Source organism: Amycolatopsis sp., from assembly GCF_035546795.1.
Taxonomy (GTDB): domain Bacteria; phylum Actinomycetota; class Actinomycetes; order Mycobacteriales; family Pseudonocardiaceae; genus Amycolatopsis_E.
Window position 1 is genome coordinate 99,731 of record NZ_DASZWC010000040.1, and the last position, 26,233, is coordinate 125,963.

The window sequence follows — 26,233 nt, forward strand, 5'->3', positions numbered from 1 at the left end:
GGAGTAGGCGAAGAAGGGCTCAGCGCCCGACGATCACGGTGAACGGGCCCACGACCTGCCGCACGAACCGCGGCGAGTCGAACAGGGCCGGGGCGAACGGCACGTCGTCCACCCGGATGTCGGGCGTGCGCGGGAAAACGTCGGTGACGACGCCCATCGTGAGCGTGCCGCCGTGGTTGCGGAGCACGAAGACGTTCGGCGGCGTGCGGGGATTCGCCGCCAGCCGGGCGAGCAGTTCGCCCGAGCTCGCCGACGATGCCCAGTACCGGATGTCCTCGTTGCGCGTGTTGTACTCCGCCAGCGGGTTCGCGTACTGCGCGCTGGTGTGCTGATAGCCCCAATAGGCCTGATAGGACAACAGATATCCGTTCGCCGAGAGCACCACGTCACCCTCCGGCGGGCGCCCCGACAGCTGGTTGATCGTGGCGATCAGCTGACCGGACCAGCCCCGGTCTTCGGCCGCGTCATGCTGGCCTCGCGCGTTGAACCCGGTCGGATACGAATCGGACTCGGCGGTCTGGATCCCTTCGCGGACCCCGTCGGACACGCTGATCTGCGCCAGCGCGACCGCGGCGGCGCAAGCGAGCACCAGCCCGGCCGTCGGCAGCTGCCGCGGCACCAGCCGCAGCAGCTCGACCGCGGCGAACACACCGGCCACAGCCAGCGTGACGTCCAGCGGGATGATCACGCGGAACGCCAGCAGCGTGGTGTGCGCGGCGAGCGCGAGCGTCGAGAGGGCGTACCAGACGTACACCAGCGCGGTGATGGTCAGCAGCGCGAACGCGATCGGGTTCTGGCGCGCGCGTAGCAACAGCCACACCACACCCGCGAAGCACAGCACCGCGAACACGCTCGCCGTGCTGAACGGGAACGGGAACGCCGCCGACAGCCCGGGCAGGTGATGCGCGGCCGTGTTCGTCTCCCCCAGCCCGCCCGCGAGCAGGAACGGGCCCCACGTGACGAGCGCGAGCGGCACGGCGACCGCGGCCGCCACCGCAAGCCGGCGGACCAGCGGGGCGATCACCTTCTCGCCCCGGCGTGCCCCGGTCACCCCGGCCACGATCGCGAGCACCACGACCACGAAGACCCCGAAGAAGAAGTACAGCGTGTACGTCATCGCGGTGAACCCGAGATACCCGCCGATGACCGCCAGCGGCCCGAACCGCACCCGGCCGGGGGCACGCAACGTCAGCCACGTCAGCACCGCCACCGGCGGCAGCCACGCCGACGCGGGCCAGGAATAGGGTTCTTCCAGGCCCTGGGAGATGAACCCGGTGAAGATCGTGGCCACGGCCAGGAGCAGGGCCATCCGGCGCTTCGCGACCAGGCTCCACAACGCGTACGCGACCACCGGCGTGATCGCCACCCACATGATCGAGTAGGGCTTGTACGCCACCCAGCCCTCCAGATGCGCGAGCCCGGCGAACCGCCCGCCGAGCCAGAACCAGCCCGCCGGGTAATAGGTCGGCATACCGGTGTAGTTCATGTCGGCCAGGCCCGGCCCGGCCGTCATCCGCTCCATGAACTGCAGCCGGAACGGGTTGTCCACCGAGGCGCCGTTGAGGAAGTATTTCGTGCCCTGCAAAGGAAGTGCGATCATCAGCGTGGCCAGGCCGGACAGCGCCGTCCACGTGGCGGCCGCCTTGAGCCACCCCGGCAGCCGCAACCCCTTGCGCCACGCGAGCAGCGCGAAGACGACGACCACGACCACCGTGCTCGCCAGCGCCATCAGCGCCTGCGGCACATACGTTCCCGGGTCGATGTGCAGGCGGTTGACGGCGAACTGCACGACCAGGCTGACCACCGCGGCCACCGCCGTCCCGGCGACGAGCCCACCCGCCCAGCGGCCCATCGCGGGCCCGGTCTCCGGCGGGGCCACGGCCGGCCGGTTCAGTTGCGCGGTCAGGACGAGCTCCAGGCGGTGCGGCACGCTTGGGACGTCACGGGACTGTGCTCCTCGCCGGTGGCTGTATCGGGAACCGGTGGTGATCGTACCGCCGCGGGTTTCCGGCATGGCCGGTGAGCGCGTTACTAATCCGACCAGAAGTAGGCGGACACGCATCCGCAGCCGATCTGCTCGTAGAGACCTGTTTCCGCCGTGACTGTAGTCGGATTAGTAACGACCGGCACAGTATGTTCACAGCAAGCCGCTCACCGGAGAGCCCGGTTGTCCACTGTGGACGGCCACGGCCCGCACAGCAGAGGAGCACGACGTGGATTTCACCGAGGAAACCGCCGTCACCGCCGTCCGGGACAGTTTCGCCGGCACGGCCGACCCGCGGCTGCGGGAGCTGCTCGACGGGCTGGTCGGGCACCTGCACGCCTACGTCCGCGAGACGCGTCCCACGCCGGCGGAATGGGAGTCCGCGATCGGTTTCCTGACCGAGGCCGGGCAGAAATGCGACGACACCAGGCAGGAGCTCATCCTGCTCTCCGACGTGCTCGGGGTGTCGATGCTGGTGGAGACGATCAACGGCCAGGCGGACGGCACCGAGAGCACGGTGCTCGGCCCGTTCCACGTCGTGGCGTCCCCGCCCCGCGAGAGCGGCGACAACATCGATCTCGTCGGTGGTGGCCGGCCCTGCGTCGTGACCGCGCGCGTGGTGTCGACCGCGGGCGAGCCGGTGCCCGGCGCGAGCGTGGATGTGTGGCAGTGCAACAAGGACGGGTTCTACGACGTGCAGCAGCCCGGGATCCAGCCACTGGGCAACGGGCGCGGCCTGTTCGCCACCGATGCCGAGGGCAGGGTGTGGTTCCGCACGGTGGTGCCGAGCCACTACCCCATCCCGGCCGACGGTCCGGTCGGGCGGTTGCTGCGGGCCACCGGGCGGCATCCGTTCCGGCCTGCGCATATCCACTTCATCGTGGCCGCCCCCGGCCACCGGACCCTGACCACGCACATGTTCGTCGCCGACAGCCCGTATCTCGACTCCGACGCGGTGTTCGCGGTCAAGACGAGCCTGGTGGTGGACTTCCGGGAGATCGACGACGAAGCGCTGGCGGAGCGCTACCAGGTGTCCGCGCCCTTCCGGCTCGCGGCCTTCGACATCGTCCTCGAAGCGGCCGGCGAGGTGCCCACGCGGCCGGTGGCTTGAGAGCGCGGGATGGGTTACCGCGCCACGGGCTTGCCGGCGAGTCCGCGCCACAACCGCAGCAGCCGGTCGGTGCATTCGCCGGGGTCTTCGGCGCCGGCCAGCAGCCACGCGTTGATGATCGCGCCGGAACCGCCGGTGACGAAGATGGCCAGATCGTCCAGCGCCTCGCCATCCTGGTCCGCGCCGGCGAACCCGCGCACGATCTCCCGGTTGACCGGCGCGAGCACCTCGGTGAGCGCGCTCGTCAGCGCGAAGGCGCATGAGCCGGTGAGCATCGCCCGGTAGAACGCACCGTGCCGGGCGAAATGCCGGACCGCGGCCAGCACCGCGGGCCGCCCGACCGGCGGCCCGGCCCTCACCGTGTCCAAGGGCAGTTCGCGCCGCACCAGCTCCAGCGCGGCGGCCACCAGCAAGGCGTCCCGGTCACCGAAATGCAGGTACACCAGCTGCCTGCTGACGTCGGCCGCCTGCGCGAGGTCGGTGATCGACACCGAGGTGCTGCCGCGCTCGGACACCAGTCGCACGGCGGCGTCCAGCAGCGCCGTGCGCGATCGCAGCACGCGACGGTCCTGGCTGCGCGGCGACGCGATCCGGACGGTCATCGCACGTTTATATACACCTGTCAAAAAATGAGCAAGTGTTGTTCAGCGGCCCTGGATGGGGAGCGCGATGGTGATGCGGGCGCCGGTGGGCGCGACGTTGCGGGCGGAGACGGTCCCGGCGTGCCGGGCGACGATCTCGCTCACCAGGGACAGGCCGAGGCCGTAGCGGCGCCGCTCGCCTTGGGGCGAGGGTTCGGACGCGAAGCGGGTGAACAGGTTCGGCAGTACCGCCTCGTCGATACCCGGCCCGTCGTCGGTGAAGTCCAGCCGCGCGCTGCGCCCGGCGCGGGCCAGGTCGATCCGCAGCTCCCCGGACGCGTGCCGGATTCCGTTGTCCAGCAAGGCATTCACCGCCCTGCGCAGGCCCGCCTCGTAGCCCTGCAGCCAGATCTCGGCGCCGGGTTCGAACAGCAGCCGCACCTCCTGCTGTGACGCGGCGGGTTCGGCGGCCGCGACCGCGTGCCCGACGAGCGCGTTCAGCTCCACCGGAACGCGCGGGATCTCTTCGCGCGGATCGGCGGCCAGCAACAGATCGTCCAGGATCGCGGCAAGCTGGCCCGCGTCGTCGACCAGACCGTCCACAGCGGACTCGTGCTCGGTCTCGCGCAGTTTGCGCCGCAGCAGCTGCGCCCTCGTGGACAGCAACGTCAGCGGGGTGCGCAGCTCGTGCCCGGCGTCGGCGACGAAACGTCGTTGCAGGGCAAGGGATTCCACCAGCGGGGTGACCGACCGGCGGCCCATCCACGCCCCGGTCAGCGCGGCCAGCAGCAGCCCCGCGAGCCCGGCGAACGAGAGCGCCTGCAGCAGCCGGTCGCGCTCGTGGTGCGCCGTGCGCAGGTCCAGCGCGGCCTGCACCACCGCGTTGCCGTGCACCTCGGTGCGGACGCGGTACTCGTATCCGTGCACCTCGTAGTCCCCGGTCGCCGCCGCCCCACCCGCCGCGACCCGCGCCAGCTCCTGGCGGTCGGGCAGCGCGCGCGGCAACCCGGGACTGGCCTGCAGCTTGCCGTCGGAAGAGATCACCAGCCAGGCGCCCGCGGGCGGGTCGCTCACGTCGTCGGCGCGGGCGATCGCCGCGGCCAGCAGGGAGTCCTCGTCGTCGTGCTGGCTGCGCAACACGGCCAGCACCGCCACGACGATCAGCAGGACCACCGTCACCGCGACGGCCAGCGCGGACTGCAGCGCCACCCGCACCATCGTCCGGCGGACAAGGCGCGCTTCGGCCGGGCCTGGCTGCCGGCTCACCGGCTGTTGCCCAGCTGGTAGCCACGCCCGCGCACGGTGTCGACGATCCGGCGCCCCAGTTTGCGCCGCAGGTAGTGCACGTAGGTGTCCACCACGACCTCGCTCTCGGCCTCCCCGAAGACGAGCCCGAGCAGCTGCGACCGGGAGAACACGTGGCCGGGCCTGGCGGCGAGGGTGGCCAGCAGCGCACACTCCCGTTCGGACAGCCGCACCGGATTCCCGTTGTCCGGCAGCACGTTACGGGTGTCCAGCTCCAGCCGCCCGCCGGGCAGCGGGAGCGAGCGCGCCACGTCGAGGTGCCGTCGGCGCAGCGCCCGCAACCGGGCCAGCAGCTCGTCGACGTCGAAGGGCTTGCCGACGTAGTCCTCGGCCCCGGCGTCCAGCCCGGCGACCCGGTCGGCCGGGTTGCCCTGCGCGGACAGCACCAGCGTCGGCGTGACGACACCCTTGCCGCGCAACCGGGCCAGCAGGTCGAGGCCCTCGATCGCGGGCAGCCCGCGGTCGAGCACCACCACGTCGTAGTCCCTGGTCAGCCCGAGGTGAAGACCGCGCTGGCCGTCCGCGGCGGTGTCGACGTCGTACCCCTCCTCAGTGAGCAGGATGCGCAGCATCGTCAGCAGCTGCGGGTCGTCCTCGACCAGCAGCACGCGGGGCGCTCCGGTGGCAGTCACTCCGGCATTGTCCCGCCCGCGGGGTCGCGCACGATCAGGTCATCCAGCTCCGGTGACCAGCGCACCCGGCGGGCGTCGTCCACGGCCAGCACGAGGCAGCCGGGCTGGGCGTGGGCCCACCCGATCCCGTCGCGGCCCATCGCGAAGGCCGCGGTGGACACGGCGTCCGCGGTGGTCAGGTCGGCAGCCACGACGGTCAGGCTGAGCAGCCCCCGCGCCGGCGAGCCGGTCCGGCCGTCGAGCACGTGCTCGCCACGCTCGTAGGCGCCCGACGTCGCCACCGCCTGGTCGCGCACGGCGAGCACGGCACACACCTGTTGCGCGTTCTCGGGGTGGCGGATGCCCACCGACCACAACCTCCCGGCGGCCACCAGGTCGCCACCCGCGTTCAGGCAGAACGACCGGATCCCCGCCGCGCGCAACTTCTCCGCCGCGCGCTGCACGGCCCAGCCCTTGACGATGCCGCTCGGGTCGAAACCCCGGCCGGGCAGCCGCGCGCGGAACGCCCCGCCGCTGCGCAGCTCGTAGTCCTCGCACAGCCGCGTGATCTCGGCCAGCTCCGGGCTGTCCGAACCGAGGCAGACCTCGCTGTCCGGCCGGAAGGGGCTGAACCGGCGGTCCGCCTCCCGCAGCCAGTCGAACGCGACCTGCCCGTCGCCCGGATCCCGGATGTCCAAGGACACCGGCATACCCATGATGTGCTCGACCCGGCGCACCGGCTCAGCCCCGCGCGTCGATCGCGGCCTGCAGCGACTGCACGTAGGCCTCGCTGGTGATGGTCGCGCCCGACACGCTGTCGATCTTCGCGCTCTGCGCCCGCAGCGCCTCTTCCTTCAGCGTCGGTTCGGCGTTGCTCGCGATGCGCCGGCTCCGCCGGTCCCCTGGCTCGGTGATGATCCGCACGTCGGTGATCTTGGTGCCGCTGAAGGTGACCTGCACCTGGTAGGGCCCGAACTCGGTGTCCACAGTGGACCCGTTGACGACCTGGCCGCCGCCGCTGCCCTGGCCGGCCGGGGAAGCGGGAGCGGCCGCGGGCGCGGCGCCGCTGGTCGCGGTGGCGCTCGGGTGGTACCGCAGCAGCGGGATCAGCCCGGCGATGGTCAGCATCACGACGATCACGACTCGGCGCACGGTGTTCTCCTCAGGCCGCGAAGGCGAAACGTTCGGTGTGGCACTGGGTTTCGGGGACACCCAGGCGGCCCAACGTGCGGCACACCGCGTCCGTCATCCCGGGCGGTCCGCACACGTAGACGTCGCGGCGACGCACGTCCGGTACGAGCGCCGCCAGATGGTGCGGGCCCATCATCGGGCCGTATTTCCCGACCGCGCCGGAGGATCCGGTGACCACGTGCAGCCGGGCCCCGCACCAGCGCGCCAGCTGGTGCAGCTCCCCCGCCAGCACGGCGTCGCCCCGAGTGCCGGCGCGATAGACGACCACGATGTCGTCGCGGGCGTGGGCGAACTCCTCCAGCAGGGCACGGATCGGCGTCACCCCGACCCCGCCGGCGATCAGCAGGACATGCTCGCGCGTACGGCGTCGCGCCGTGAAAGCTCCGTAAGGTCCCTCGATCAGCACTCTCGTGCCGGGCCGGACTCCTTGCAGCCACGCGCTTCCGTCGCCGAGCGCCTTCACCGTGATGCGCAGGTGCTGTCCGTCCGGCATCGCCGAGAGCGAGTACGGATGCGCCTCCCACCACCGGTTCAGGAACCGCCACAGGAAGAACTGCCCGGCGCGGGCCGGCAGCCGGCCGAGGTTGCGCCCGCCGATCCACACGGTGACCACGTCCGCGTTCTCCCGCACCACCGACACGACCCGCAGCCGGTGCCGGAAGTTGCGCAGCAGCGGCAAGCCCACCCGCGTGAGCGACACCGCGCCGAGCGCGCACCCGTACAGCGACCACCAGTAGAACCGCGCGACCGGCGAACCCACGAAGTCCTGCCCGATCGTGACCTGGTGCAGGAAGCCGAGCAGGACAGCGAGATACGCGTAGAGGTGCACGAAATGCCAGGTCTCGTACCGCATCCGGCGACGGGCGCGGCGCGCCGACGTGACCGCCACCGCAATCAGCAGCACGGTGGCCACGGTCGCCTTGAGCACGTCGTCGGTCTGGAACACGAGCGTGCCGATCTCCGCCGGCACCGGGCTGTGCTCACCGGCCGCGTAGCCGAGCGTGATGAACACGACGTGCGCGAGGACCAGCCACAGCACCCAGAACCCGCTCCAGCGGTGCCAGGCGGTGAGCCGGTCCATGCCCAGCCGGGTCTCCAGCCAGGGCAGCCGTGCGATCAGGAACAGCTGCAGCACCAGCGCGATCGCCCCGTAGAGCCCGGTCAGCCTGCCCAGCGCGGTGAGCAAACCGCCCGGCGCGGCGAGCTCTTCGAAGCCATGCCCCAACACGAACAGGTCGGTCGCCCAGGCCACGTTCAGGGTCAGCAGCGCGACCAGCCAGTGTGCGGGTTTCACCTCATCGAGTCTCGGCCGGTTTTCTGGGTGAAATCTTGGAACCCGGGCCGCCGCGGATCACTCCGGCCGCCAGGGCAGCACCTGGCCGTCGCGGATCAGCTCGCCGTACTGCTCCGGCCGCACGGGCTCCGTCACCAGCCGCACGAGCGGCCCGGCCGCCTGCGCCGGTGTCGCAGCATCGCTGACGTCCCACCACGCCGCGGAGGTCGGGGTGTTCAGCATCCCCGGGCAAACGGCGGCGACGAGGATGCCCCGGGCCAGATCTTCCTCGCGTCGCTGCCTGGCGAGCGTCCGCACCGCAGCGACCTGGAAGACCTTCGACGGGATGTTGACGAAGCCCGGCCACGCGCCGCCGCGGGCACTGCCGTCGCGCACCGCGTCGCGCCATTTCGCCACCTCAGCGTCCACTTCCGCCAGCGACTCCGGCCGCTCGAACCTGGTGTGCAGCACCGGCGCGACGTAGGAGAGGGTGCCCAGCGAACTGGCGACCACGATCAGCCGCCCGTTGTCCCGCAGCAGCGGGGCGAAGGCCCGCAGCACCCGGGTGGTGCCGAAGTTGTTGACGTTCGCGTACTCGTCGACAAGCTCGCGCATGTCGTCCTCGGGGCCGATCCGCATGACGGCGTTGCCGAAGACGATATCCACCCCGCCATGCCGCTCCCGCACCGTCGCGGCCGCCGCGTCGACACTGTCCGAATCGGACACATCGAGCAGCATGGTGCGGATCCGGGGGTCGAGGCCCTCGGCGATTTCCTTGAGCCGCACCGGATTCCGTCCGGTGAGGTATACGACGTCCCCGGCGTCCAGCTGCCGCGCAAGCTCCTCGGCAAGCGCGAAACCCAGGCCCTGCGTCGCGCCGGTCACCACTGCCACACGCACTTTTCGGTCTCCCTGCTCTCCGGGGTTTTCGTGACACCCCCGAGCATGCGCGCGTCCCGGCCGGCGGTCACCACCTGGCGCGGGTGGCGGTGATACCGGTACCGGCAGTACCACCTTCCTGCCGACCGTGTCTTCCCGGACACCAGCACTTGCGCGCGGCGATCGCACGGTGCCGGCCGGTCACCTCTAACCTACGAGAGGAGGTGGAAAACTTGGCCAACCGCAAGGACAGTGATTTCCTGCCGGGCGGTGGGAGCGGCAGCCGCGACGCCGCGCGCGCGGTGCCGTGGTCGCTGCGGGTCGCCGCGGCGGTGAGCTGGCGGTTCTTGCTGGTCCTCGCCGGGGTCGGGGCGATCGCCTGGGTACTGGGTTATCTCGCGGAGGTGGCGATCCCGGTCGGGATCGCCCTGCTGGTCTCGGCACTGTTCGCCCCGCTGGTCGGCAGGCTGGAACGCTGGAAGGTGCCGCGCGGCCTGGCCGTGGTCATCGCGATCGTGGTCGGCCTCGCCGCGGTCGGCGGCGTGCTGACGCTGGTGATCACCACCGTGATCGCCGCGCTGCCCCAGTTGCAGAGCCGGGTCACGGCCAGCCTCACCAGCATCAACGACTGGCTGCAGAGCGGCCCGCTGCATCTCTCGCACGATCAGCTGCAGCAGTGGCTGGACAACGCGCTCAGCACCGTCAACGGCAACTCCGCCGAGCTGACCGGCAAAGCGGTGCAGACGCTGAGCACGATCGGCACCACGCTGACGCAGGCGCTGCTCGCGCTGTTCACGCTGATCTTCTTCCTCTACAGCGGTCCCCAGATCTGGAGTTTCGTGCTGCGCGGGGTGCCGCGGGACGTGCGCGACCAGGTGGACGTGGCGGGCAGGCGCGGGTTCGCGTCGCTGGTCAGCTACGTGCGCGCGACGGTGGCCGTGGCCTGCGTGGACGCGGTGTGCATCGGCGTCGGGATCTGGATCGTCGGCGTACCGCTGGCGGTGCCGCTGGCGGCGCTGATCTTCATCGGCGCCTTCGTGCCCATCATCGGCGCGGTCGCCACCGGGGCCATCGCCGTACTGGTGGCGCTGGTGGCCAACGGGTTCATCGCCGCGGTGATCGTGCTGGCCATCCTGATCGGCGTCATGCAGCTGGAAAGTCATGTGCTGCAACCGTTCCTGCTCGGGCGCGCGGTCCGGCTGCACCCGCTGGCGGTGGTGCTGGCGATCGCGGTCGGGCTGGTGGTGTCCGGGATCATCGGGGCGCTGCTGGCCGTGCCGATCCTGGCCGTGATCAAGTCCGCGATCGGCTCGATGCTGCGCGACCCGGACCTGGATCCCAGCGAGGTCAACGCTTTGCGGCCAGGCAGCGCCCGTCCGCTGCCGGACCAGCAGGCGGCGGCCAGCGAGAAGGCGGAAAAGGCCGAGGAGAAGGCGGAGGCGAAGGCCGAGAAGCGCAACGACGCCTGACCATCACGGCCGGCATCCGCCGTCAGCGCCCGGGCGCGTCACCCCAGTCCGCGGCCAGTGCGGCACGGAGCGCGTCGACGGCGTCGCCGCCGATGCGGCGCGCCAGTTCCCGCTCCGCGCCGGTCAGGATCCGCACGGCCACCTCGTGCGCGCGCTTGCCTTCCACCGTGCGCCGCACCAGCCGCTGGCGCCCGGAAGACGGGTCGGGCACGAGCTCCAGCAGGCCGAGCCGCGCCAGGCCCTGCACCGCCTGGTGCACGGTCTGCCGGGTGACGCCCATCCGCCTTGCCAGCTCGGCTGTCGTGGTGCCCCCGTCGTCGAGGACGGAGAACAGGCCGACCTGGGTGGCCGAGATGGGTGCCTCACCCCCGGCTTCGAGTCCGGCCAGCAGCGCGTCGTCGAACCAGCGGCGCGCTTCGCCAAGTGATTGGGCCAGGGTGCGGTCTGCGGCTTGCACAGGCCGAGACTATATGTCAGGCTGCCTGACGTTCGCCAGTGCCGTCGTTTCCGGGAGTGACCATGACGATGGAGTTCGCCACCCAGTACCGCCGCGCGTCGCGGATCCCCGCCGAGCCGGGCCGGCCGTATTTCGTCGAAAAAGGCGAGGGGGACCGCGCGCACCTGTTCGGCGACCTGTTCACCATCTACGCCGGCGCCGAGCAGACCGAGGGCACGTTCAACTTCTTCACCTGCGAAGGCCCGCGCGGCGAGATCATCCCGGCGCACGTGCACGCCGGCACCTACGAGGTCTTCTACGTCACCGGCGGCGCGGTGCGGCTGTTCGTCGAAGACACCCGGGGCGAACAATACGAAAAGCTGCTCACCCCGGGCGATTTCGGGTTCGTGCCGAAGAACTGCCCGCACGCCTACCGGATGGAGCGGCACCACAGCCGGATCGTCGGCGTCGCGGCCGGCCCTGGCGGCACGTTCGAGCGGTTCTTCGAAACGCTCGGCGCCCCGGCCGAAGAGCTCGGCCTGCCCGTCGATCCGGTGATCCCGGCGCCGGAGAAGTTCGCCACGGTGCCCGGGCAGTACGACGTCCGGTTCCTGCCCGAGCACCGGTGGCACACGTGAGCGGCCTGCCGGACGTGATCGCGCCGCCCCATCCCGACTTCGCCCCGATCCCGGAAACCCCGCGCGGGAATGCCTACCGGGAGGTGCCGGGCGGGCGGCCGCTGGAGCTGGACCTGTGGCGGCCCGAGGGCACGGACCCGTTGCCCCTGCTGCTTTTCGTGCACGGCGGCGGGTGGGCCCGTGGCCGTCGCGGCGACATGGGGCTGCGCCTGCGGGGCCTCTCCCCCGGGCCGTTCGAACGGCTGGCCGCCGCCGGTTTCGCGGTCGCGTCGGTCGACTACCGGCTCAGCGGCGAGGCGCGTTTCCCGGCGCCGCTCGAGGACCTGCGTGCCGCGGTGCGGTGGCTTTCCTTGCGTGCCAACGAACTGCGACTCGACCCCCAACGGCTGGTGGTGTGGGGCGAGTCGGCGGGCGGGCATCTCGCGTCGTTGCTCGCGCTCACCGAGCCCGCCGTGCGCGGCGCCGTGATCTGGTACGCCCCGAGCGATCTGCACACCCCGCGACCCGGTTACGATCCCGCCGATCCCGGGACACCCGAAGCGGGGCTGCTCGGCGCGGCCCCGGCCGAGGTGCCCGAGGCCGCGCGCGCCGCGAGCCCGGTCGACCACGTCCATCCGGACGCGCCGCCGTTCCTGCTCGTGCACGGCCGTGACGACAGCATGGTCGACTGCGGCCACAGCAAGGACCTCGCGGCCGCGCTCCCCCGCGCCGAACTACGGCTGATCCCCGGCGCGGACCACGTCTGGTACGGGCTGCCCGACGAGCAGGTCGAGGAGCTTCTCGCGCTGAGCCTGGAGTTCGCGCTCGCCTCCGTCCGCGGGTGAGCGCCACTGGGCCGATAGGGTTGCCGCGTCAGGAACCGGTCACCAGAAAGGCGTTGCGATGCCCCGCGTCCCGTACACCCGTGGCCTGCACCCCGTCGCGCCTGACGTGTGGGCGTGGCTGGCGCCGGACGGCGGCTGGGGCCGGAGCAACGCGGGCCTCATCGCCGGCCCCGGGTCGAGCCTGCTCGTGGACACCCTCTTCGACCTGCCCCAGACCCGGGAGATGCTCGGACAGATGGCAGCGGTCACCACGAAGCGCCCGCTGAGCGCCGCGGTCAACACCCACGGCAACGGCGACCACTGCTTCGGCAACTCCCTGCTGCCCGCCGACGCGCCGATCTACGCCGCGCCCGCCACCGCGCACCGGATGCACGCCGAATCCCCGGAACTGCTGGCGCAACTGGTCGCCGCGTTCCCGGACTCCTATGCCGCGAAAGCCTTCAGCGCCTACGAGTTCGAGGGCATCCGGTTGCGGGACCCGGACGTGACCGTGACCGGCGAGACCGTCGTCGAACTCGGCGAACGGCGGATCCGGATCGTGCCGGTCGCGCCCGCGCACACCGAAGGCGACGTGATCGTGCACGTGCCCGACGTGGCGACGGTGTTCACCGGGGACCTGCTGTTCATCGAGGGCGCGCCGATCGTGTGGGCGGGGCCGATCGAAAACTGGCTCGGCGCGCTCGACGACATCCTCGCCCTCGAACCGGAGGTCGTCGTACCCGGGCACGGCCCGGTCACCGATGCCGACGGGATCCGGGACGTGCAGGCGTATCTGCGGCACGTCGACAGCCAGGCGCGGGAAGCGTTCCGGGCCGGGAAAACCTGGCGCGAGGCCGCGTTCGGGATGGACCTCGACCGGTTCGCCAAGCTGCGCGACTCCGAGCGCGTCGTGATCAACACGCACGCCGTCTACCGGCACCTCGATCCCGGCTTGGCGGCCGCGAACGTGGTGGAACTGTTCCAGGCCATGGGCGAATGGCTGGAGGCCCGGCGCTAGCACCGGTCCACATCCAGGACGGCGGGCGAATCTTCCGGTGGTCGGACGCCGTGGCGGAGCGAGCGAACGGAACCCGAATCGCCGCGGCGGCGACTGGCCGGGAAAGCCCTCTCCGGCTCAGCACGCGGGAGACGTCATGGGCTCGCGGCGGGTTCCGGCGCCCGTCGGCCGACGCGACCGGTGTAGGTCAAAGCCGGACGTCGTCGCTGTCCGGCAGCGCCAGCAGTTTGTCGAGCACCTCGCCCGCGCCGCCGCGAGAACGCCACAGCAACGTGGTCGGTGCGAGGACGTTCGGCTCGTCCTCGGGTACCCGGAAGGCCGTCGCGTCGTCCTCGGCGTCGAGGCGGACGATGTCCACCACGGCGTCGTGCGCCCGGATACCGACCACCGCGACGACCGCACCGTCGTCACTGCGCGGGTGGATGAAGCGGTAGCCTCGGTCGATGAGGTGCGTCAGCCGCTGCTCGACTGTCGTGATCTCGTCGGTTCGGCTCATTGTCGAAGTCGCCGTCCTTCGCGCTCGCGCGGAATGAGGTCGATCCGGCCCAGCCCCAGAAGCCGAATGCACATGCATCTTGCAGGGAGCAACCTAGCATTGCGGGCTGCACGGGTAAATGCACATGCGCGCTGCACGTGCAAATTGCCCCGTCCGGGCTAGCCCGACACGCCCTACCTGCACAAACGTGAAAATTCCGCCATCGGTGCCTGCCCGTGCGGGCCAACAACGGCAGCGCACCGCGACGAAACGAACCCAGGTCTCTGCCCGCGCACCCGGATGGTGGACGCCGCGCCCGGGGCGCGACACCGGCAGTAGAGCGTGCGCTCACCGGGGCGTCCGGCGGCCATCTAGATTACCGGGATGACCGAACCGCCCTATCTGCTCGCCGCCCGCACCTCCTACAACGCGGTCGCCGACGACTACGCGGACTTCGCGCGCCTGCGGTTCGCGAAGGATGTGGCGGGGCGGGCACTGCTCGGCGCGTTCGCGGAACTCGCGCCCGGCCCGATCGCCGACGTCGGCTGCGGTCCCGGGCACGTCACGGCGCACCTGGCCGGGCTCGGCGCCGAGGTGTCCGGGATCGACCTTTCCCCGCGGATGATCGCGCTGGCCCGCGGGAGCTATCCGGGCCTGCGGTTCGAGGTGGGTTCGATGACGGCGCTGGACCTGCCGGACGCGCGGCTCGGCGGCGTGCTCGCGTGGTGGTCGATCTTCCATATGCCGCCGCGGGTGCTGCCGGTGGTGTTCGCGGAGTTCCACCGGGTGCTGATGCCCGGCGGGCAGGTACTGCTGGGCTTCCATGTCGGAGACGAGGTGTTGCGGCCGGAAAGCGCTTACGGGCGGCACGTTTCCTACGAAGCGCACCTGCTGCGGCCCGAGCGGGTCGCCGAACTCCTTGGCATGGCGGGATTCAAGCTGACGGCGCGGATGGATCTCCCGGGGGCCAAGCGTCCGCAGGCGTGCCTGCTGGCGCGGAAACCGGGCGGCGACGAGTGACCTGGTCGCGGTTCGCGGGTGAAGCCGCCTCCGCGAGACGGCTCGCCAGCGCGGCCAGTTCCGTCCGGAGCTCGGCCGGGCGGCGGATCGTGAACGGCCACTCCAGGCAGGCGAGCAGGCGGGCCATCCCGTCGAGCCGCTCGGCGCGTGCGTGCAGGACGACGCCGCCGGGGCGCGGGGTGAGCGTGGCGACCGTTCGCGGCAGCTGCCGGGCGATGTCCTCGGCCGGGCCGTCGATCAGGACTTCGACCTCCCACCGGTAGGGTGCACCGGCCAGCGAGGACGCGACCTGCGCGACGGGATCGAAGTCGGCGGGGACCGTGAAAGCGCTTTCCGCCGGGGTGACCGCCTCGATCCGGTCGATACGGAACGTCCGTCGCGCGGCGCGCAGGTGGTCATGACCGGTGACGTACCAGCGGCCGGAGTGGAACACCACCCCGTACGGGTCGAACTCGCGCTCGGTCACGTCGTCGCGCCAGGACCGGTATCGCAGCCCGACCGTGCGCCCCTGCCGCGAAGCCTGTGCCAGGGCCAGCAGCACGCCGGGCCGTGGAGCTCGCGCGGGGATTTCCCCGGCGGTGAACCGCAACGTCTCGCGCATCGCGGCAAGGGGCTCGCGCAGCGCGTCGGGCAGGACGCGTTCGATCTTCGCCAGCGCGCTCGCCGCCGCCGGGCCGGCCGGGTTCAGCCCCAGCCGCTCCCCCGCCGCGAGCCCCAGCACCACGGCAAGCGCCTCGTCGTTGCCGAGCACCAGCGGCGGCATCCGGTAACCACGCGCGAGCCGGTATCCGCCGTAGCGGCCGCGCTCCGCTTCGACCGGAATGCCCAGCTCCCGCAGCTGCGCCACGTACCGCCGCACCGTGCGGACGTCGGTTTCCAGCCGCCGCGCCAGCTCGGCGCCCGTCAGCCCGGCCTGCGCCTGGAGCAGCTCCAGCAGGGCGAGCACGCGGGTCAGTGGCAGTGCCATCGAGATTCTCGTTCAAACAGGGCGGATACTGTCCTGTTTCCAGCATACGGTCCGGGCACACGAACAGGAGGCACGATGAGCACCTTCATCCTCGTCCCCGGCGCCTGGCTGGGCGCCTGGGCCTGGGCCGAAACCGCCGAGGCGCTGCGGGAACTCGGACACGACCCGCGGCCGGTGACGCTGACCGGCCTCGCCGAACGCGCGGGAGAGGCCGCGCCCGGCGTCGATCTGGACACGCATATCGCCGACATACTCCGGTTCGCCGGGACCGCGGGCGACCTCACGCTGGTGGCGCACAGCTATGCCGCCGCGCCGGTCACTGGTGCCGCGGCCCGGCTCGGCTCACAGCTCGCGCGTGTCGTCTATGTCGACAGCGCGCCCTTCGCCGAAGGTATGCGGATGCTCGACCTGATGCCGCCGGACGCGGCGACCGCGTTGCGCGGTCAACTGGTCGACGGCCGCCTGCCGTTCCCGCCGCTCGACCAGCTTTCGGGCAGTGTCACCGGACTGGGCCCGCGGCAGCGGGAACTGTTGCGCACCAGTGCGACCCCGCATCCGTTCGGCACCTACGAGCAGGGGCTGCCGGCGCCGGTGGAGCCCGGCCCGGACGTGGACCGCGTGCTGGTGGCGTGCGAGGACTTCGCGACCATGCTGGACGCGGGCGTGCCGGCGTTGGCGGCCGTCAACGGGCCGCCGTGGCGGCGGTACGACCTCGCCACCGGGCACTGGCCGATGCTGTCCGAGCCCGGGCGGCTGGCCGGCCTGCTCGACACCGCGGCGAAGTCCACTTAGGACTCAGCCGGCGTCCGGGTTGTCGCCGAAGAACAGCAGCACGAACGTCATCACCCCGAGCAGGAACCACCACGCGTCGGCGTTGATCGCGGCCGCGACTATCCCCAGCACGAACGCGGCCAGCGCCATCGCCCGAGCCGGTCCGAGTGCGGGCAGGCCGGGCTTGGAGGGTGTGCTCACCTGGTCAGTGTCCTCCCTTTCCCGGCGACGGGCCATGTCCGAACGGGCGAGATGTCACCCGCGCGGGCCGTTCTCAGGGTCCTCACAGCCGGTTTCGCGCACGGTGTGCCCGACGACCGCGAACGCGGTCGCGAAGGAGTGCGTCCCCGCGGTGGTCAACCTGAGCCCGTCCCGACCGATCGTCCGACCGGCCCGCAAGCTGCCGGCCCGTACCAGGATCGCGGTGGCCGCGGGCCGTGCCGCCGCCCGGTTCTCCCGCCGGAGCGGCCTCGGCGGTGGTGGCATCATCGGCGGCCGGGTCAGCCTCGCGCTCGATCCGGCCGTGCTGGGCAGGCTCGCCGATGGCCGCAAGGTGGTGCTGGTGACCGGCACCAACGGCAAGACCACCACGGCGCTGATGCTGGCCAAGGCGCTCGGCACGCTGGGAAAGGTCGCCGCGAACAGCGACGGGGCGAACCTGCCCGACGGGGTGGCCGCGGCGCTGGCCGCCCGGCCGGACGCGCCGTATGCCGTCCTCGAGGTGGACGAAACGTATCTTCCCGCCGTGGCAAGGCAAACCCGGCCGGCCGTGATCGTGTTGCTCAACCTGAGCCGCGACCAGCTGGACCGGGTCGGCGAGGTCCGCTCCACCGAACGCGACCTGCGTGCCGCCTTCACCGAAAACCCCGGGGCCGCGGTCGTCGCCAATGCCGACGACGTGCTCGTCGCTTCGGCGGCGCTGGCCGCGGCGCATCCGGTGTGGGTCAGCCCGGGCCCAGGCTGGCGTGGCGACGCGCTGTCCTGCCCGCGCTGTGGCAACGCCGTCCTGCACGACGGGGTGCACTGGTCCTGTCCCTGCGGCCTGCGCCGCCCGGAACCGCAGTGGGCGCTCGACAACGGCGAGCTGCACGGGCCGGGCGGGCGCATCGGCCTGAATCTCCGCCTGCCCGGCCGCGTCAACGTGGTCAACGCCGCCTTCGCGATCGCCGCCGGCCACGAGGCGGGCGCGCACGTACCGCAAGCCGCGCACGCGGTCGAGTCGATCAGCGCGGTCGCCGGCCGCTACCGGCTGATCCCGTTCGGCCGCTCCACGATCCGGTTGCTGCTGGCCAAGAATCCCGCGGGCTGGCGGGAAACCCTGTCGCTGCTGGACGAACGGCGCCCGGTGGTGATCGCCGTCAACGGCCGCGAGGCCGACGGGCGTGACCTGTCGTGGCTCTGGGACGTGGAGTTCGAGCGGCTGCGCGGGCGGCGCGTCGTGGCCAGCGGAGAGCGCGCGGCCGACCTCGCCGTCCGGCTGCGTTACGCGGACCTCCCGCACGACGTGGAGGCCGACCCCGTGCGCGCGTTGTCGGGGCTGCCCGGCACGGTGGAGGTGGTCGCCAACTACACCGCCTTCCGCGAGCTCAACGCCAGGTACGGCGATGTCTGATTCGATCGTCCACATCGGACTGATCCTGCCCGATGTCCTCGGTACCTACGGCGATTCCGGCAACGCCACCGTGCTCGCGCAACGGCTGCGCTGGCGCGGGACACGCAGTGAGATCGTGCCGGTGCACCTCGGCGAGCCGGTGCCGGACTCGCTGTCGCTCTACGTGCTAGGCGGCGGCGAGGACGACGCGCAAGTCCTTGCCGCGCAACAGCTGCGGGACCAGCCGGGATTCCGGCGCGCGGTGGCGCGCGGCGCCCCCGTGTTCGGGGTGTGCGCCGGGCTGCAGGTGCTGGGGACCTGGTTCCGCACCTCCGCCGGGACGCTGCAGGAGGGGCTCGGGCTGCTCGACGCGACCACCGCACCGGCACGGCGGCGCGCCGTCGGCGAAGTCGTGGTGCGCCTCGACCCGGCGTTCGGCGGCGAGACCCTCACCGGGTTCGAGAACCACCGCGGGCACACCACGGTCGGCGAGGGCAGCGTGCCGCTCGGGAAGGTGCGGCGCGGTACCGGCAACGGCGACCGCACCGAAGGCGCGTGCACCGGCCGCGTACTCGCGACCTATCTGCACGGGCCCGTGCTGGCTCGCAACCCCGCGCTGGCCGACCTGCTGCTGGGCTGGGCGCTGGGCCGGGAGCTGCCTCCACTGCCGGTACCCGAGGTGACGGCGCTGCGGCGGGAACGGCTGGGCCGCCGGGGATGAGCCGGTGTGCTTACGCTGCACCGGTGATGGCCAAGAACGCGGTGAACCGCCGGCTGAGCCGGACGGGCGTGCGCACCCGCGCCACGGTGGTGGCGGTCGTGGTGCTGGCGCTCGCGCTGGCCACCGCGGGAATCCTGTTGGTGGTGCTGCTGAACTGGTCGCTGAGCACGGCCACCACCGACAGCGCCCGCAGCTCCGGCAAGCAGGTGGCGAACCAGATCGCCCGCGAGGGCGCCAAGGAACTCAGCGAAAGCGACGTGGCCAGCACCGGCGACGCGGCGGCGGTGATCCAGGTGCTCGACCGCGACGGCATACCCACCGCCAGCGATCCGTCGATCAGTGGCCGCGGGCCGATCACCACGGCGCGGCCCGCGACCGGGCACGAGATCGTCGAGACGATGCGGCTGACCGTCAACGGGACCGAGCAGCTCTACCGGCTTGTCACCAGCGAGGTGGCCGGCCCCGGCGGGCCCTACACGATCATCTCGGCCCGTTCGCTGGAATACGTGAGCGCGGCGTCGGTGCGGTTGACACTGTTTCTGGGCACGGCCGCGCTGCCGTTGCTGGCGATCGCCGCGCTCGCCGTGCACCGCGCCGTGGGCTCGGCGCTGCGGCCGGTCGAGGAGATGCGGCGCACGGTCGCCGATCTGTCCACTCGCGACCTCGCCTCGCGGGTGCCACTGCCAGCGCCGCACGACGAGATCCGCCGGCTGGCGACCACCCTCAACGGGATGCTCGACCGGCTGGGCTCCGCGCAGCAGGCACAACGGCGGTTCGTCGCCGACGCCAGCCACGAGCTGCGTTCGCCGCTGTCCACGATCACCACCGCGCTGGAGGTCTCCGAGCACCATCCCGACGCGATGCCGCGCGCCGAACTCGTCGGCGTGGTGTCGCGCGAAACCGCGCGGCTGCGGGAACTGGTGGACGATCTGCTCGTGCTGGCCCGCACCGACGACACCACCGAAAGCCCCGGGCGCACGGAAGTCGATCTCGACGACCTCGCCAGGATCGAGGCGGGCCGGGTGCACAGCGCGAACGGGCTGCTGGTGGAGCTCGACGCGGCCCCGGCGAAGGTCCGCGGCACCCCGGCGCAGCTGCAGCGCGCGATCCGGAACCTGGTGGACAACGCGCGCGACCACGCCAGGGAGCGGATCCGGATCTCCACCGGCACCGCGGGCGACCTGGCCACGGTCGAGGTCGCCGACGACGGGCCCGGCGTGGCCGAAGCCGACCGGGTGCGCGTGTTCGAGCGGTTCGTGCGGCTGGACGACTCGCGGCAGCGGCAGGTCGGCGGCTCGACCGGGCTCGGCCTGGCCATCGTGGCCGGGATCGCGACGCGGCACGGCGGCCGTGCCTATTACGCGCACCGGGACGGGCCGGGTGCCTGTTTCCGGCTGGAACTGCCCGCCGCGGACCGGGAGGAGTGAGCACCGATGCGGGTGCTGGTGGTGGAGGACGAGCGGTCGTTCGCCGAGACGCTGCGGCGCGGGCTGATGGCCGAAGGGTTCAGCGTCGATCTCGCGCACACCGGGACCGAGGGGCTGTGGGCCGCGTCCGAGCACACCTACGACGTGATCGTGCTGGACATCATGCTGCCCGGCCTGTCCGGCTACGAGGTGCTGCGGCGGTTGCGGGAGGCCGAGCGGTGGACGCCGGTGCTGATGCTGACCGCCAAGGACGGTGAGTACGACGAGGCCGACGCCTTCGATCTGGGCGCCGACGACTACCTCACCAAACCGTTCTCCTACGTGGTGCTGCTCGCCCGGCTCCGCGCGCTGCTCCGCCGCGGCGCGCCGGTCCGGCCCACCGTGCTCACCGCGGGCGACGTCCGCCTCGACCCAGCGGCCCGTACCGTCCACAAGGGACAGAAACCGGTCGAGCTGACGGCGCGGGAGTTCGGGCTGCTGGAGTTCCTGTTGCGCCGCCGGGGTGAGGCGCTGACCAAGACCGAGATCCTGCGCCACGTGTGGGACGCGCATTACGACGGGGACGAGAACGTCGTCGAGGTCTACGTCGGGTACCTGCGCCGCAAGATCGGCGCGGACACGATCGAGACCCTGCGCGGAGTGGGCTACCGGCTGCGCGCGGACTGACCGGCGGCGGCCAGCGTGACGGCGAAGAAATCGCGCTGGTCAGCGGCCAGATACCGGTCCGGCGAGCCCTGCATCGACGGCAGCAGGTGCTGCGGCGGGATGCCGGGCAGGTCCGGCCGGTAGCTGTTGAAGCTGACCATCTGCGCGTGGATGTCGAGCTCCATCCCGCGCACCACCCCGGCCTGCACCAGGGCCTGCGCGAGCGTGGTGAGGGTGAGCTTGTCGCCGGCCACGTAGATCAGGTTCCCCGCGCGGTCGACGCCGAGGCCCGAGCGCCAGGTGTACTGGAACTGGTTGCTCGCGCTGCCCCACTGCCCTGCCGGGTTCTGCCAGAGCCCGGTCACCGGCTTGCCGTTGTCGACCACCAGGTCGAGGTTCTGCCGCACCGCCACCACGTCCGGCCCGAGTGCCGCGTCGCGTCCCCACTGATCGACCGTGACGCGCCCGTTGACGTGCACGACGGCGGACGCGGCGCCTTCGCGCAGCGAGGGGCCCTGTACACCGTCGAGGTACACGCCGCAGGCGCAGTCACGCATCTTGAACCCCGAGTTGAACGTGGCGAGCAGGCTGCGGCGCAGCGAACCGGGCACGGCGGCGCCCTCCGGTCCCGCCGCGCCGCGGGGTTCCTTCGTCCCGGCGATGAGCGTCGTCCGGACGAGGCTCTGGTTCAGCCAGGCCACGCCCGCGACCACCGCCGCGTGCTGGGGATCCGGCCGTACGAACGTCGTGTAGTCCGCGGCCGCGCCGTCCGGCAGGCGGGCGCCCGGCACCCAGACTCCCTCGCCCGGCAAGGGAATGCCGGTGACACCGACGGCGCCGGGATGCGTACCGGGCACGGCCTGCTGCCCAGCCGGGGCGGTGCCGGGCAGCGAGTCCGGCGGTGGCGCGGTGTTCGGCGGCTGGTGCCGCGTGTACCACCAGTTCTCCACGGCGTTGACGACCTGGCCGCCGCCCATGTCCCGCAGCCAGTCCACGGTCCGCACGCCCCAGGGCGCGTTGCCCGGGTAGGTCAGCGCCTGCACGTAGGTCACCCCGGGATAGGCGAGCAGGGCCGCCGCGCACAGGACGATGATCTTCCGGCGTCTGCTCATGCCCCGACGGTAGGCAGCGACGGGTTCCCGGCCTGGGCGCGAACGGTTAGCCGAAGGCAAAAACTCCCCCGTACGCGCCGCGACAGCGCGCGGGCCGCATTCGGCGCGGTCGCTGTCCGCCAATCCGACCGGGAGTAGGCGGACACACCCTGCTCGTAGCGATCCGTTTCCGCCGTGGCTGTAGTCGGATCGGCAACGAACGGCACAGTAGTCTGCGGACATGGCGAGACTGCTGGTGGTGGAGGACGACGAGACGATCGGGAGCGTGCTCGAATCGAGCCTCGAGCGCCACGGCTTCACCGTGCACTGGGAGCGCAGCGGCCGGGGCGGGCTCGTGGCGGCCGGCGCCGGGGACTACGACCTCGTGCTGCTCGACCTCGGGCTGCCCGATCTGGACGGGATCGAGGTGTGCCGCAGGCTGCGGTCGAGCCAGCCGCTGACGGTGCTGGTCATCCTCACCGCCCGGCACGAGGAGATGGACGTCGTGATCGGGCTGGAGGCGGGCGCGGACGACTACCTCACCAAACCGGTGCGCCTGACCGAACTGCTGGCGCGGGTGCGCGCACATCTGCGGCGCGGCCCGGCCAGCAGGATCGCACCCGCCGGCGACGTCGAGGTCGGCACGCTGCGGATCGATCCCGCCGGCCGCCGGGTGTTCCTGGACGGGCAGGAGGTTCCCTTGCGCACCAAGGAGTTCGACCTCATCGCGCGGCTCGCGGAGAGCCCGGGCGCGGCCGTGAGCCGGGACGCGCTGATGACCGACGTGTGGGACGCCAACTGGTACGGCTCGACCAAAACCCTCGACGTGCACATCGCCGCGCTGCGCCGGAAGCTCACCGAGGCTGCGGCCGATCCGCGGCTGGCACCCCGGATCTCCACCCTGCGCGGGCACGGTTACCGCCTGGAGCGTCCCGAGGAGAGTGCGTGCGACAGCGGATCATCGCGCTGACCCTGGCCGCGGCGGTACTGGCGATCAGCCTGTTCGGCCTGCCACTGGCCGTCGGCGTCGCCAAGTACTACCTCGACGACGAACGCGCGGAGCTGGAACGGGTCGCCGACTCCGTGGCACTGTCCATAGCGGACGATCTGGCCACGCACCCGTCGTCCACCCGCCTGCCGGCCGCGACCGGCGACACCGGGCTCGCGGTGTACACCCCCGACGGGCGGTTGCTGCTCGGGGACGGCCCGGCCACGGCGGACGAGGTGGTGCGCCGGGCGCTGGCGGGCGATCCCTCGCGCGGCGAGCCGGACGGCGAGCTGGTGTTCGCCGTCCCGGTGACCGACGGCGGGGTGCTCGTCGGCGTGGTGCGGTCGGCCACCCCGCGCACCGAGTTCTACCTGCGTACCGGGCTGACCTGGCTGGCGATGCTCGGCCTCGCGCTCGCCGCGCTGGCGCTGACCTGGCTGGTGGCGCGGCGGATGGCGGCAAGGCTCGCGCATCCGCTGGAGGAGCTGTCGCTCGCGGCGCGACGGCTGGGCGAGGGGGATTTCACGGTGCGCACCCGGCCCGCCGGGGTGGCCGAGATCGACTCGGTGGGGTCCTCTTTGGACACCACGGCGGAGCGGATCGGCGAGATGCTGGACCGGGAAAGATCGTTCTCCGCCAACGCCTCACACCAGCTGCGCACTCCGCTGACCGGGCTGCGGCTGCGGCTGGAGGCCGCGCTCGACGCCCCGGAAACCGACGCCCGCGCCGCGCTCACCTCCGGGATAACGGAGGCCGACCGGCTGGAGCGCACGATCGACGACCTGCTCACGCTGGCCCGCGGTACCGGGTCCACCCAGGAGACGGCGGATCTCGGCGCACTGCTGGCGGAAGTGGAACAGGGCTGGCAGAGCCTGCTCGCCGCGCAGCACCGGGAACTGCGCGTGGTGGAACTGGAACCGCCGCCGCCCCGGGCGTCCGCGGCGGCGATCCGGCAGATTCTCGGTGTACTGCTGGACAACGCGGTCACGCACGGGAAGGGCGCGGTCACTGTCACGGCAAGGGACGCAGCGGGCACGCTCGCGGTGGACGTGACCGATCAGGGCGAAGGTCTCGCCGGTGGCACGGATCCCTTCGCGCGGCGGGATTCCGCGCCCGGGCGGGGGATCGGGCTGTCGCTCGCGCGGAGTCTCGCGGAGGCCGAGGGTGGCAGGCTATGGTTGTCCAGACCGGCACCGCCGACGTTCACCCTGCTGCTGCCTGCCGGCTGAAATCCCCTGCCACCAGCCGATTTGCCAGTGGTTAACCCGGGCTCGGGAACACTGTCGGCGTGCACCTTCTCGCTTTGAACCCGCTCGATCCGCACAGCCTGCTGCAGACCTTCGGCCCGCTGGGCGTCGCCGTGGTGCTGTTCGCCGAAACCGGGCTGCTGATCGGCTTCTTCCTGCCCGGCGACTCGCTGTTGTTCACCGCCGGCCTGCTCTGCGCCACCACCGCGGGCTCCACCCTGCACCTTTCGCTGCCGTGGGTGCTCCTCGCCGCCGCGGCCGGGGCCGTGCTCGGCGCGCAGACCGGGTACCTCATCGGCCGCCGGGCCGGGCCCGCGCTGCTCAACCGGCCCGGCCGTCCCCGGCTGCACGCGGCCACCCAACGCGCCCGCGAGGTGCTGGACAGTTACGGCGTGGGGAAGGCCGTGGTGCTCGCGCGCTTCATCCCGCTCGTGCGCACGGTGCTCAACCCGCTCGCGGGCGCGCTGGAAGTGCCGGTGCGCGCGTTCACGCTGTGGCAGGTCGCCGGCGGGCTGGTGTGGTCGCTCGGCGTCACGCTCGCGGGATACCTGCTGGGCAGCCAGATCCCGAGCATCGACACCTACCTGCTGCCGATCATCGCCGTCATCGTCCTGCTCTCGCTGATCCCGGTCGCCCGGGAGCTGCTGCGTGCCCGCCGGAGGACCCCGTGAGCCTGAGCTACCTCGAAGCCATCGTCGTCGGCGCCTTCCAGGGTGTCACCGAACTGTTCCCGGTCTCCAGCCTCGGGCACAGCGTGCTCATCCCCGCCCTGGTCGGCGGGCAGTGGGCCAAGGACCTGGACGTCTCGGCACCGGAATCGCCGTACCTGGCGTTCATCGTGGGCCTGCACGTGGCGACCGCGCTGGCGCTGCTGGTGTTCTTCTGGCGGGACTGGGTGCGGATCATCGGCGGCTTCTGCACCTCCATCCGGTACCGGCGGCTCAAGACCCCGGCCGAACGGCTCGCGTGGCTGATCGTGCTGGCCACCATCCCGGTCGGAGTGTCCGGGCTGTTGCTGGAACACCTTTTCCGTTCGACGCTGGGCAAACCGATCCCGGCGGCGAGCTTCCTGATCGCCAACGGCGCGGTGCTCTACCTCGGCGAGCGGCTCCGCCGCCGCGCCGATCGTGTGTCCACTGTGGACGAAGCGCCGGCACAGGTGCTCGACACCGCCGATGTCGCCACCCAGGTGATCCCCGCGGTGGAGACCGACCCCGACACCCGCCTGGCGCGGATACCGCTCAAACGCGGGGTGCTCATCGGCTCGGCGCAGATCCTGGCCCTGCTGCCCGGGATCAGCCGTTCCGGCGTCACCATGGTGGCCGGGCTGCTGCGCGGACTGTCGCATGAGGACGCCGCCCGGTTCTCGTTCCTGCTCGCCACACCGGTGATCCTGGCCGCGGGCGCGCTGAAGATCCCGGACCTGACCGGCCCGCTGGGCGCCGGGATCCACGGCCCGATCCTCGCGGGCAGTGTGGCTTCGTTCGTCAGCGCCTACCTCGCGGTGCGGTTCCTCACCCGGTACTTCCACACCCGCACGCTCACCCCGTTCGCGATCTACTGCGGGGTCGCCGGGCTCGCGAGCCTGCTCTGGCTCACGCTAGGTTGAACCCGTGGTACGGCGATCGAAAGGCCCGCGCAGAGGCCCCGGCGAACTGGAGACCGAAGTGCTGGCCGCGCTCTGGAGCGAGGACGGCCCGGTCACGGCGGCCGACGTGCAGCAGCGGGTGGACGCCGACCTGGCCTACACGACGGTGGTCACCATCCTCACCCGGCTGCACGAAAAAGGCGCCGTGACGCGGGAGAAGCAGGGCCGGTCCTTCGCCTACGCACCGGTCGAGGACGAGGCCGGGCTCGCCGCGCTGCGGATGCGCAAGCTGCTCGACACGTATCCCGACCGGGCCAGGGTGCTGGCGCGGTTCGTGTCGGATCTGTCCGCCGCCGACGAGAAGATGCTGCGCGGGCTCCTGCGCGAAACGGACAAGGACTGA

General features: G+C 71.9%; 29 protein-coding genes. 16 read left to right on the forward strand and 13 right to left on the reverse strand.

The window, feature by feature from the left end:
• Nucleotides 1-19: 19 nt before the first annotated feature.
• Complete coding sequence (locus VHD82_RS23590; RefSeq protein WP_325707849.1) at nt 20-1,930, reverse strand: arabinofuranosyltransferase; 1,911 nt, start codon at nt 1,928-1,930, stop codon at nt 20-22.
• Between the two features lie 283 nt (nt 1,931-2,213).
• On the opposite strand from VHD82_RS23590, the gene VHD82_RS23595 reads away from it, so the two are divergent.
• Entirely contained in the window at nt 2,214-3,095 is an 882-nt protein-coding gene (locus VHD82_RS23595; protein WP_325707852.1) for a dioxygenase, read from the forward strand.
• Nucleotides 3,096-3,109: 14 nt separating this feature from the next.
• On the opposite strand, the gene VHD82_RS23600 is transcribed toward VHD82_RS23595, so the two are convergent.
• Genes VHD82_RS23600 through VHD82_RS23630 form a run of 7 tightly spaced genes read right to left on the reverse strand, consistent with a single transcriptional unit; the run spans nt 3,110 to nt 8,956 of the window.
• The gene (locus VHD82_RS23600; protein ID WP_325707855.1) at nt 3,110-3,697 is read right to left on the reverse strand and encodes a TetR/AcrR family transcriptional regulator; all 588 of its coding nucleotides are present in this window, start codon (nt 3,695-3,697) and stop codon (nt 3,110-3,112) included.
• 42 nt (nt 3,698-3,739) lie between these two features.
• Nucleotides 3,740-4,942, reverse strand: coding sequence for a HAMP domain-containing sensor histidine kinase (locus tag VHD82_RS23605; RefSeq protein ID WP_325707857.1), 1,203 nt, complete (start codon nt 4,940-4,942; stop codon nt 3,740-3,742).
• Nucleotides 4,939-5,613 carry a response regulator transcription factor gene (locus VHD82_RS23610; protein WP_325707860.1) on the reverse strand — a complete coding sequence of 225 codons (675 nt, stop codon included), beginning with the start codon at nt 5,611-5,613 and terminating at the stop codon, nt 4,939-4,941. Before VHD82_RS23610 ends, VHD82_RS23605 begins: the two co-directional genes overlap by 4 nt.
• Nucleotides 5,610-6,329, reverse strand: coding sequence for an FAD:protein FMN transferase (locus tag VHD82_RS23615; protein ID WP_325707863.1), 720 nt, complete (start codon nt 6,327-6,329; stop codon nt 5,610-5,612). Before VHD82_RS23615 ends, VHD82_RS23610 begins: the two co-directional genes overlap by 4 nt.
• A 4-nt stretch (nt 6,330-6,333) precedes the next feature.
• Nucleotides 6,334-6,744 carry an FMN-binding protein gene (locus VHD82_RS23620; protein ID WP_325707866.1) on the reverse strand — a complete coding sequence of 137 codons (411 nt, stop codon included), beginning with the start codon at nt 6,742-6,744 and terminating at the stop codon, nt 6,334-6,336.
• 10 nt (nt 6,745-6,754) lie between these two features.
• On the reverse strand, nt 6,755-8,077 hold the full coding sequence (locus tag VHD82_RS23625; RefSeq protein WP_325707869.1) for a ferredoxin reductase family protein: 1,323 nt from the start codon (nt 8,075-8,077) through the stop codon (nt 6,755-6,757).
• A gap of 57 nt (nt 8,078-8,134) precedes the next feature.
• Nucleotides 8,135-8,956: an SDR family NAD(P)-dependent oxidoreductase gene (locus tag VHD82_RS23630; protein ID WP_325707872.1), complete on the reverse strand. Its 822-nt coding sequence runs from the start codon at nt 8,954-8,956 to the stop codon at nt 8,135-8,137.
• A gap of 212 nt (nt 8,957-9,168) precedes the next feature.
• Between VHD82_RS23630 and VHD82_RS23635 the strand changes: the two genes are divergently transcribed.
• On the forward strand, nt 9,169-10,404 hold the full coding sequence (locus VHD82_RS23635) for an AI-2E family transporter (RefSeq protein ID WP_325707875.1): 1,236 nt from the start codon (nt 9,169-9,171) through the stop codon (nt 10,402-10,404).
• 22 nt (nt 10,405-10,426) lie between these two features.
• Here the strand turns inward: VHD82_RS23635 and VHD82_RS23640 are convergent, their stop codons facing one another.
• Complete coding sequence (locus VHD82_RS23640; RefSeq protein WP_325707878.1) at nt 10,427-10,861, reverse strand: MarR family winged helix-turn-helix transcriptional regulator; 435 nt, start codon at nt 10,859-10,861, stop codon at nt 10,427-10,429.
• A gap of 62 nt (nt 10,862-10,923) precedes the next feature.
• Between VHD82_RS23640 and VHD82_RS23645 the strand changes: the two genes are divergently transcribed.
• Genes VHD82_RS23645 through VHD82_RS23655 form a run of 3 tightly spaced genes read left to right on the forward strand, consistent with a single transcriptional unit; the run spans nt 10,924 to nt 13,299 of the window.
• Nucleotides 10,924-11,478 (forward strand): quercetin 2,3-dioxygenase, encoded by a 555-nt coding sequence (locus tag VHD82_RS23645; protein WP_325707881.1) that lies wholly within the window; start codon nt 10,924-10,926, stop codon nt 11,476-11,478.
• Nucleotides 11,475-12,302, forward strand: a complete 828-nt coding sequence (locus tag VHD82_RS23650; protein WP_325707884.1) for an alpha/beta hydrolase — start codon at nt 11,475-11,477, stop codon at nt 12,300-12,302. Before VHD82_RS23645 ends, VHD82_RS23650 begins: the two co-directional genes overlap by 4 nt.
• 58 nt (nt 12,303-12,360) lie before the next feature.
• Nucleotides 12,361-13,299, forward strand: a complete 939-nt coding sequence (locus VHD82_RS23655; protein WP_325707887.1) for an MBL fold metallo-hydrolase — start codon at nt 12,361-12,363, stop codon at nt 13,297-13,299.
• Between the two features lie 187 nt (nt 13,300-13,486).
• Here the strand turns inward: VHD82_RS23655 and VHD82_RS23660 are convergent, their stop codons facing one another.
• The gene (locus tag VHD82_RS23660) at nt 13,487-13,795 is read right to left on the reverse strand and encodes a hypothetical protein (protein WP_325707890.1); all 309 of its coding nucleotides are present in this window, start codon (nt 13,793-13,795) and stop codon (nt 13,487-13,489) included.
• Nucleotides 13,796-14,158: 363 nt separating this feature from the next.
• Between VHD82_RS23660 and VHD82_RS23665 the strand changes: the two genes are divergently transcribed.
• A complete protein-coding gene (locus VHD82_RS23665; RefSeq protein ID WP_325707892.1) occupies nt 14,159-14,794 on the forward strand; it encodes a class I SAM-dependent methyltransferase in 636 nt (211 codons plus the stop codon).
• On the opposite strand, the gene VHD82_RS23670 is transcribed toward VHD82_RS23665, so the two are convergent.
• The gene (locus VHD82_RS23670; RefSeq protein ID WP_325707895.1) at nt 14,709-15,761 is read right to left on the reverse strand and encodes a YafY family protein; all 1,053 of its coding nucleotides are present in this window, start codon (nt 15,759-15,761) and stop codon (nt 14,709-14,711) included. The genes VHD82_RS23665 and VHD82_RS23670 overlap by 86 nt on opposite strands.
• Before the next feature lie 75 nt (nt 15,762-15,836).
• On the opposite strand from VHD82_RS23670, the gene VHD82_RS23675 reads away from it, so the two are divergent.
• Nucleotides 15,837-16,553, forward strand: a complete 717-nt coding sequence (locus VHD82_RS23675; RefSeq protein WP_325707899.1) for an alpha/beta fold hydrolase — start codon at nt 15,837-15,839, stop codon at nt 16,551-16,553.
• A 3-nt stretch (nt 16,554-16,556) separates the two neighbouring features.
• Here VHD82_RS23675 and VHD82_RS23680 read toward each other — a convergent pair whose 3' ends face one another.
• On the reverse strand, nt 16,557-16,733 hold the full coding sequence (locus VHD82_RS23680) for a hypothetical protein (protein WP_325707902.1): 177 nt from the start codon (nt 16,731-16,733) through the stop codon (nt 16,557-16,559).
• 151 nt (nt 16,734-16,884) lie between these two features.
• On the opposite strand from VHD82_RS23680, the gene VHD82_RS23685 reads away from it, so the two are divergent.
• From VHD82_RS23685 to VHD82_RS23700, 4 genes are read left to right on the forward strand one after another with little or no spacing between them, the layout of a single operon-like run.
• On the forward strand, nt 16,885-18,144 hold the full coding sequence (locus VHD82_RS23685) for a Mur ligase family protein (RefSeq protein WP_325707905.1): 1,260 nt from the start codon (nt 16,885-16,887) through the stop codon (nt 18,142-18,144).
• A complete protein-coding gene (locus VHD82_RS23690) occupies nt 18,137-18,844 on the forward strand; it encodes a glutamine amidotransferase (protein WP_325707908.1) in 708 nt (235 codons plus the stop codon). The genes VHD82_RS23685 and VHD82_RS23690 overlap by 8 nt, the downstream gene beginning before the upstream one ends.
• A 26-nt stretch (nt 18,845-18,870) precedes the next feature.
• Entirely contained in the window at nt 18,871-20,271 is a 1,401-nt protein-coding gene (locus VHD82_RS23695; RefSeq protein ID WP_325707977.1) for a HAMP domain-containing sensor histidine kinase, read from the forward strand.
• Nucleotides 20,272-20,277: 6 nt separating this feature from the next.
• Nucleotides 20,278-20,937: a response regulator transcription factor gene (locus tag VHD82_RS23700; RefSeq protein WP_325707911.1), complete on the forward strand. Its 660-nt coding sequence runs from the start codon at nt 20,278-20,280 to the stop codon at nt 20,935-20,937.
• Here VHD82_RS23700 and VHD82_RS23705 read toward each other — a convergent pair.
• A complete protein-coding gene (locus VHD82_RS23705; RefSeq protein WP_325707914.1) occupies nt 20,916-22,028 on the reverse strand; it encodes a phosphodiester glycosidase family protein in 1,113 nt (370 codons plus the stop codon). The genes VHD82_RS23700 and VHD82_RS23705 overlap by 22 nt on opposite strands.
• 220 nt (nt 22,029-22,248) lie before the next feature.
• Here VHD82_RS23705 and VHD82_RS23710 point away from each other — a divergent pair, with 220 nt between their 5' ends.
• From VHD82_RS23710 to VHD82_RS23730, 5 genes are read left to right on the forward strand one after another with little or no spacing between them, the layout of a single operon-like run.
• The gene (locus VHD82_RS23710; RefSeq protein ID WP_325707917.1) at nt 22,249-22,977 is read left to right on the forward strand and encodes a response regulator transcription factor; all 729 of its coding nucleotides are present in this window, start codon (nt 22,249-22,251) and stop codon (nt 22,975-22,977) included.
• A complete protein-coding gene (locus tag VHD82_RS23715; protein ID WP_325707920.1) occupies nt 22,953-24,224 on the forward strand; it encodes a HAMP domain-containing sensor histidine kinase in 1,272 nt (423 codons plus the stop codon). Before VHD82_RS23710 ends, VHD82_RS23715 begins: the two co-directional genes overlap by 25 nt.
• 59 nt (nt 24,225-24,283) lie before the next feature.
• The gene (locus VHD82_RS23720) at nt 24,284-24,913 is read left to right on the forward strand and encodes a DedA family protein (protein WP_325707923.1); all 630 of its coding nucleotides are present in this window, start codon (nt 24,284-24,286) and stop codon (nt 24,911-24,913) included.
• A 2-nt stretch (nt 24,914-24,915) separates the two neighbouring features.
• Nucleotides 24,916-25,851 carry an undecaprenyl-diphosphate phosphatase gene (locus VHD82_RS23725; protein WP_325707980.1) on the forward strand — a complete coding sequence of 312 codons (936 nt, stop codon included), beginning with the start codon at nt 24,916-24,918 and terminating at the stop codon, nt 25,849-25,851.
• Between the two features lie 4 nt (nt 25,852-25,855).
• Complete coding sequence (locus VHD82_RS23730; protein ID WP_325707926.1) at nt 25,856-26,233, forward strand: BlaI/MecI/CopY family transcriptional regulator; 378 nt, start codon at nt 25,856-25,858, stop codon at nt 26,231-26,233.

Bases quoted from the DNA above. Each gene is read 5' to 3' on its own strand.
- VHD82_RS23600 (WP_325707855.1), bottom strand. From the start codon at position 3,697: ATGACCGTCCGGATCGCGTCGCCGCGCAGCCAGGACCGTCGCGTGCTG.
- VHD82_RS23645 (WP_325707881.1), top strand. From the start codon at position 10,924: ATGACGATGGAGTTCGCCACCCAGTACCGCCGCGCGTCGCGGATCCCC.
- VHD82_RS23655 (WP_325707887.1), top strand. From the start codon at position 12,361: ATGCCCCGCGTCCCGTACACCCGTGGCCTGCACCCCGTCGCGCCTGAC.
- VHD82_RS23660 (WP_325707890.1), bottom strand. From the start codon at position 13,795: ATGAGCCGAACCGACGAGATCACGACAGTCGAGCAGCGGCTGACGCAC.
- VHD82_RS23665 (WP_325707892.1), top strand. From the start codon at position 14,159: ATGACCGAACCGCCCTATCTGCTCGCCGCCCGCACCTCCTACAACGCG.
- VHD82_RS23670 (WP_325707895.1), bottom strand. From the start codon at position 15,761: ATGGCACTGCCACTGACCCGCGTGCTCGCCCTGCTGGAGCTGCTCCAG.
- VHD82_RS23675 (WP_325707899.1), top strand. From the start codon at position 15,837: ATGAGCACCTTCATCCTCGTCCCCGGCGCCTGGCTGGGCGCCTGGGCC.
- VHD82_RS23690 (WP_325707908.1), top strand. From the start codon at position 18,137: ATGTCTGATTCGATCGTCCACATCGGACTGATCCTGCCCGATGTCCTC.
- VHD82_RS23695 (WP_325707977.1), top strand. From the start codon at position 18,871: ATGGCCAAGAACGCGGTGAACCGCCGGCTGAGCCGGACGGGCGTGCGC.
- VHD82_RS23700 (WP_325707911.1), top strand. From the start codon at position 20,278: ATGCGGGTGCTGGTGGTGGAGGACGAGCGGTCGTTCGCCGAGACGCTG.
- VHD82_RS23705 (WP_325707914.1), bottom strand. From the start codon at position 22,028: ATGAGCAGACGCCGGAAGATCATCGTCCTGTGCGCGGCGGCCCTGCTC.
- VHD82_RS23710 (WP_325707917.1), top strand. From the start codon at position 22,249: ATGGCGAGACTGCTGGTGGTGGAGGACGACGAGACGATCGGGAGCGTG.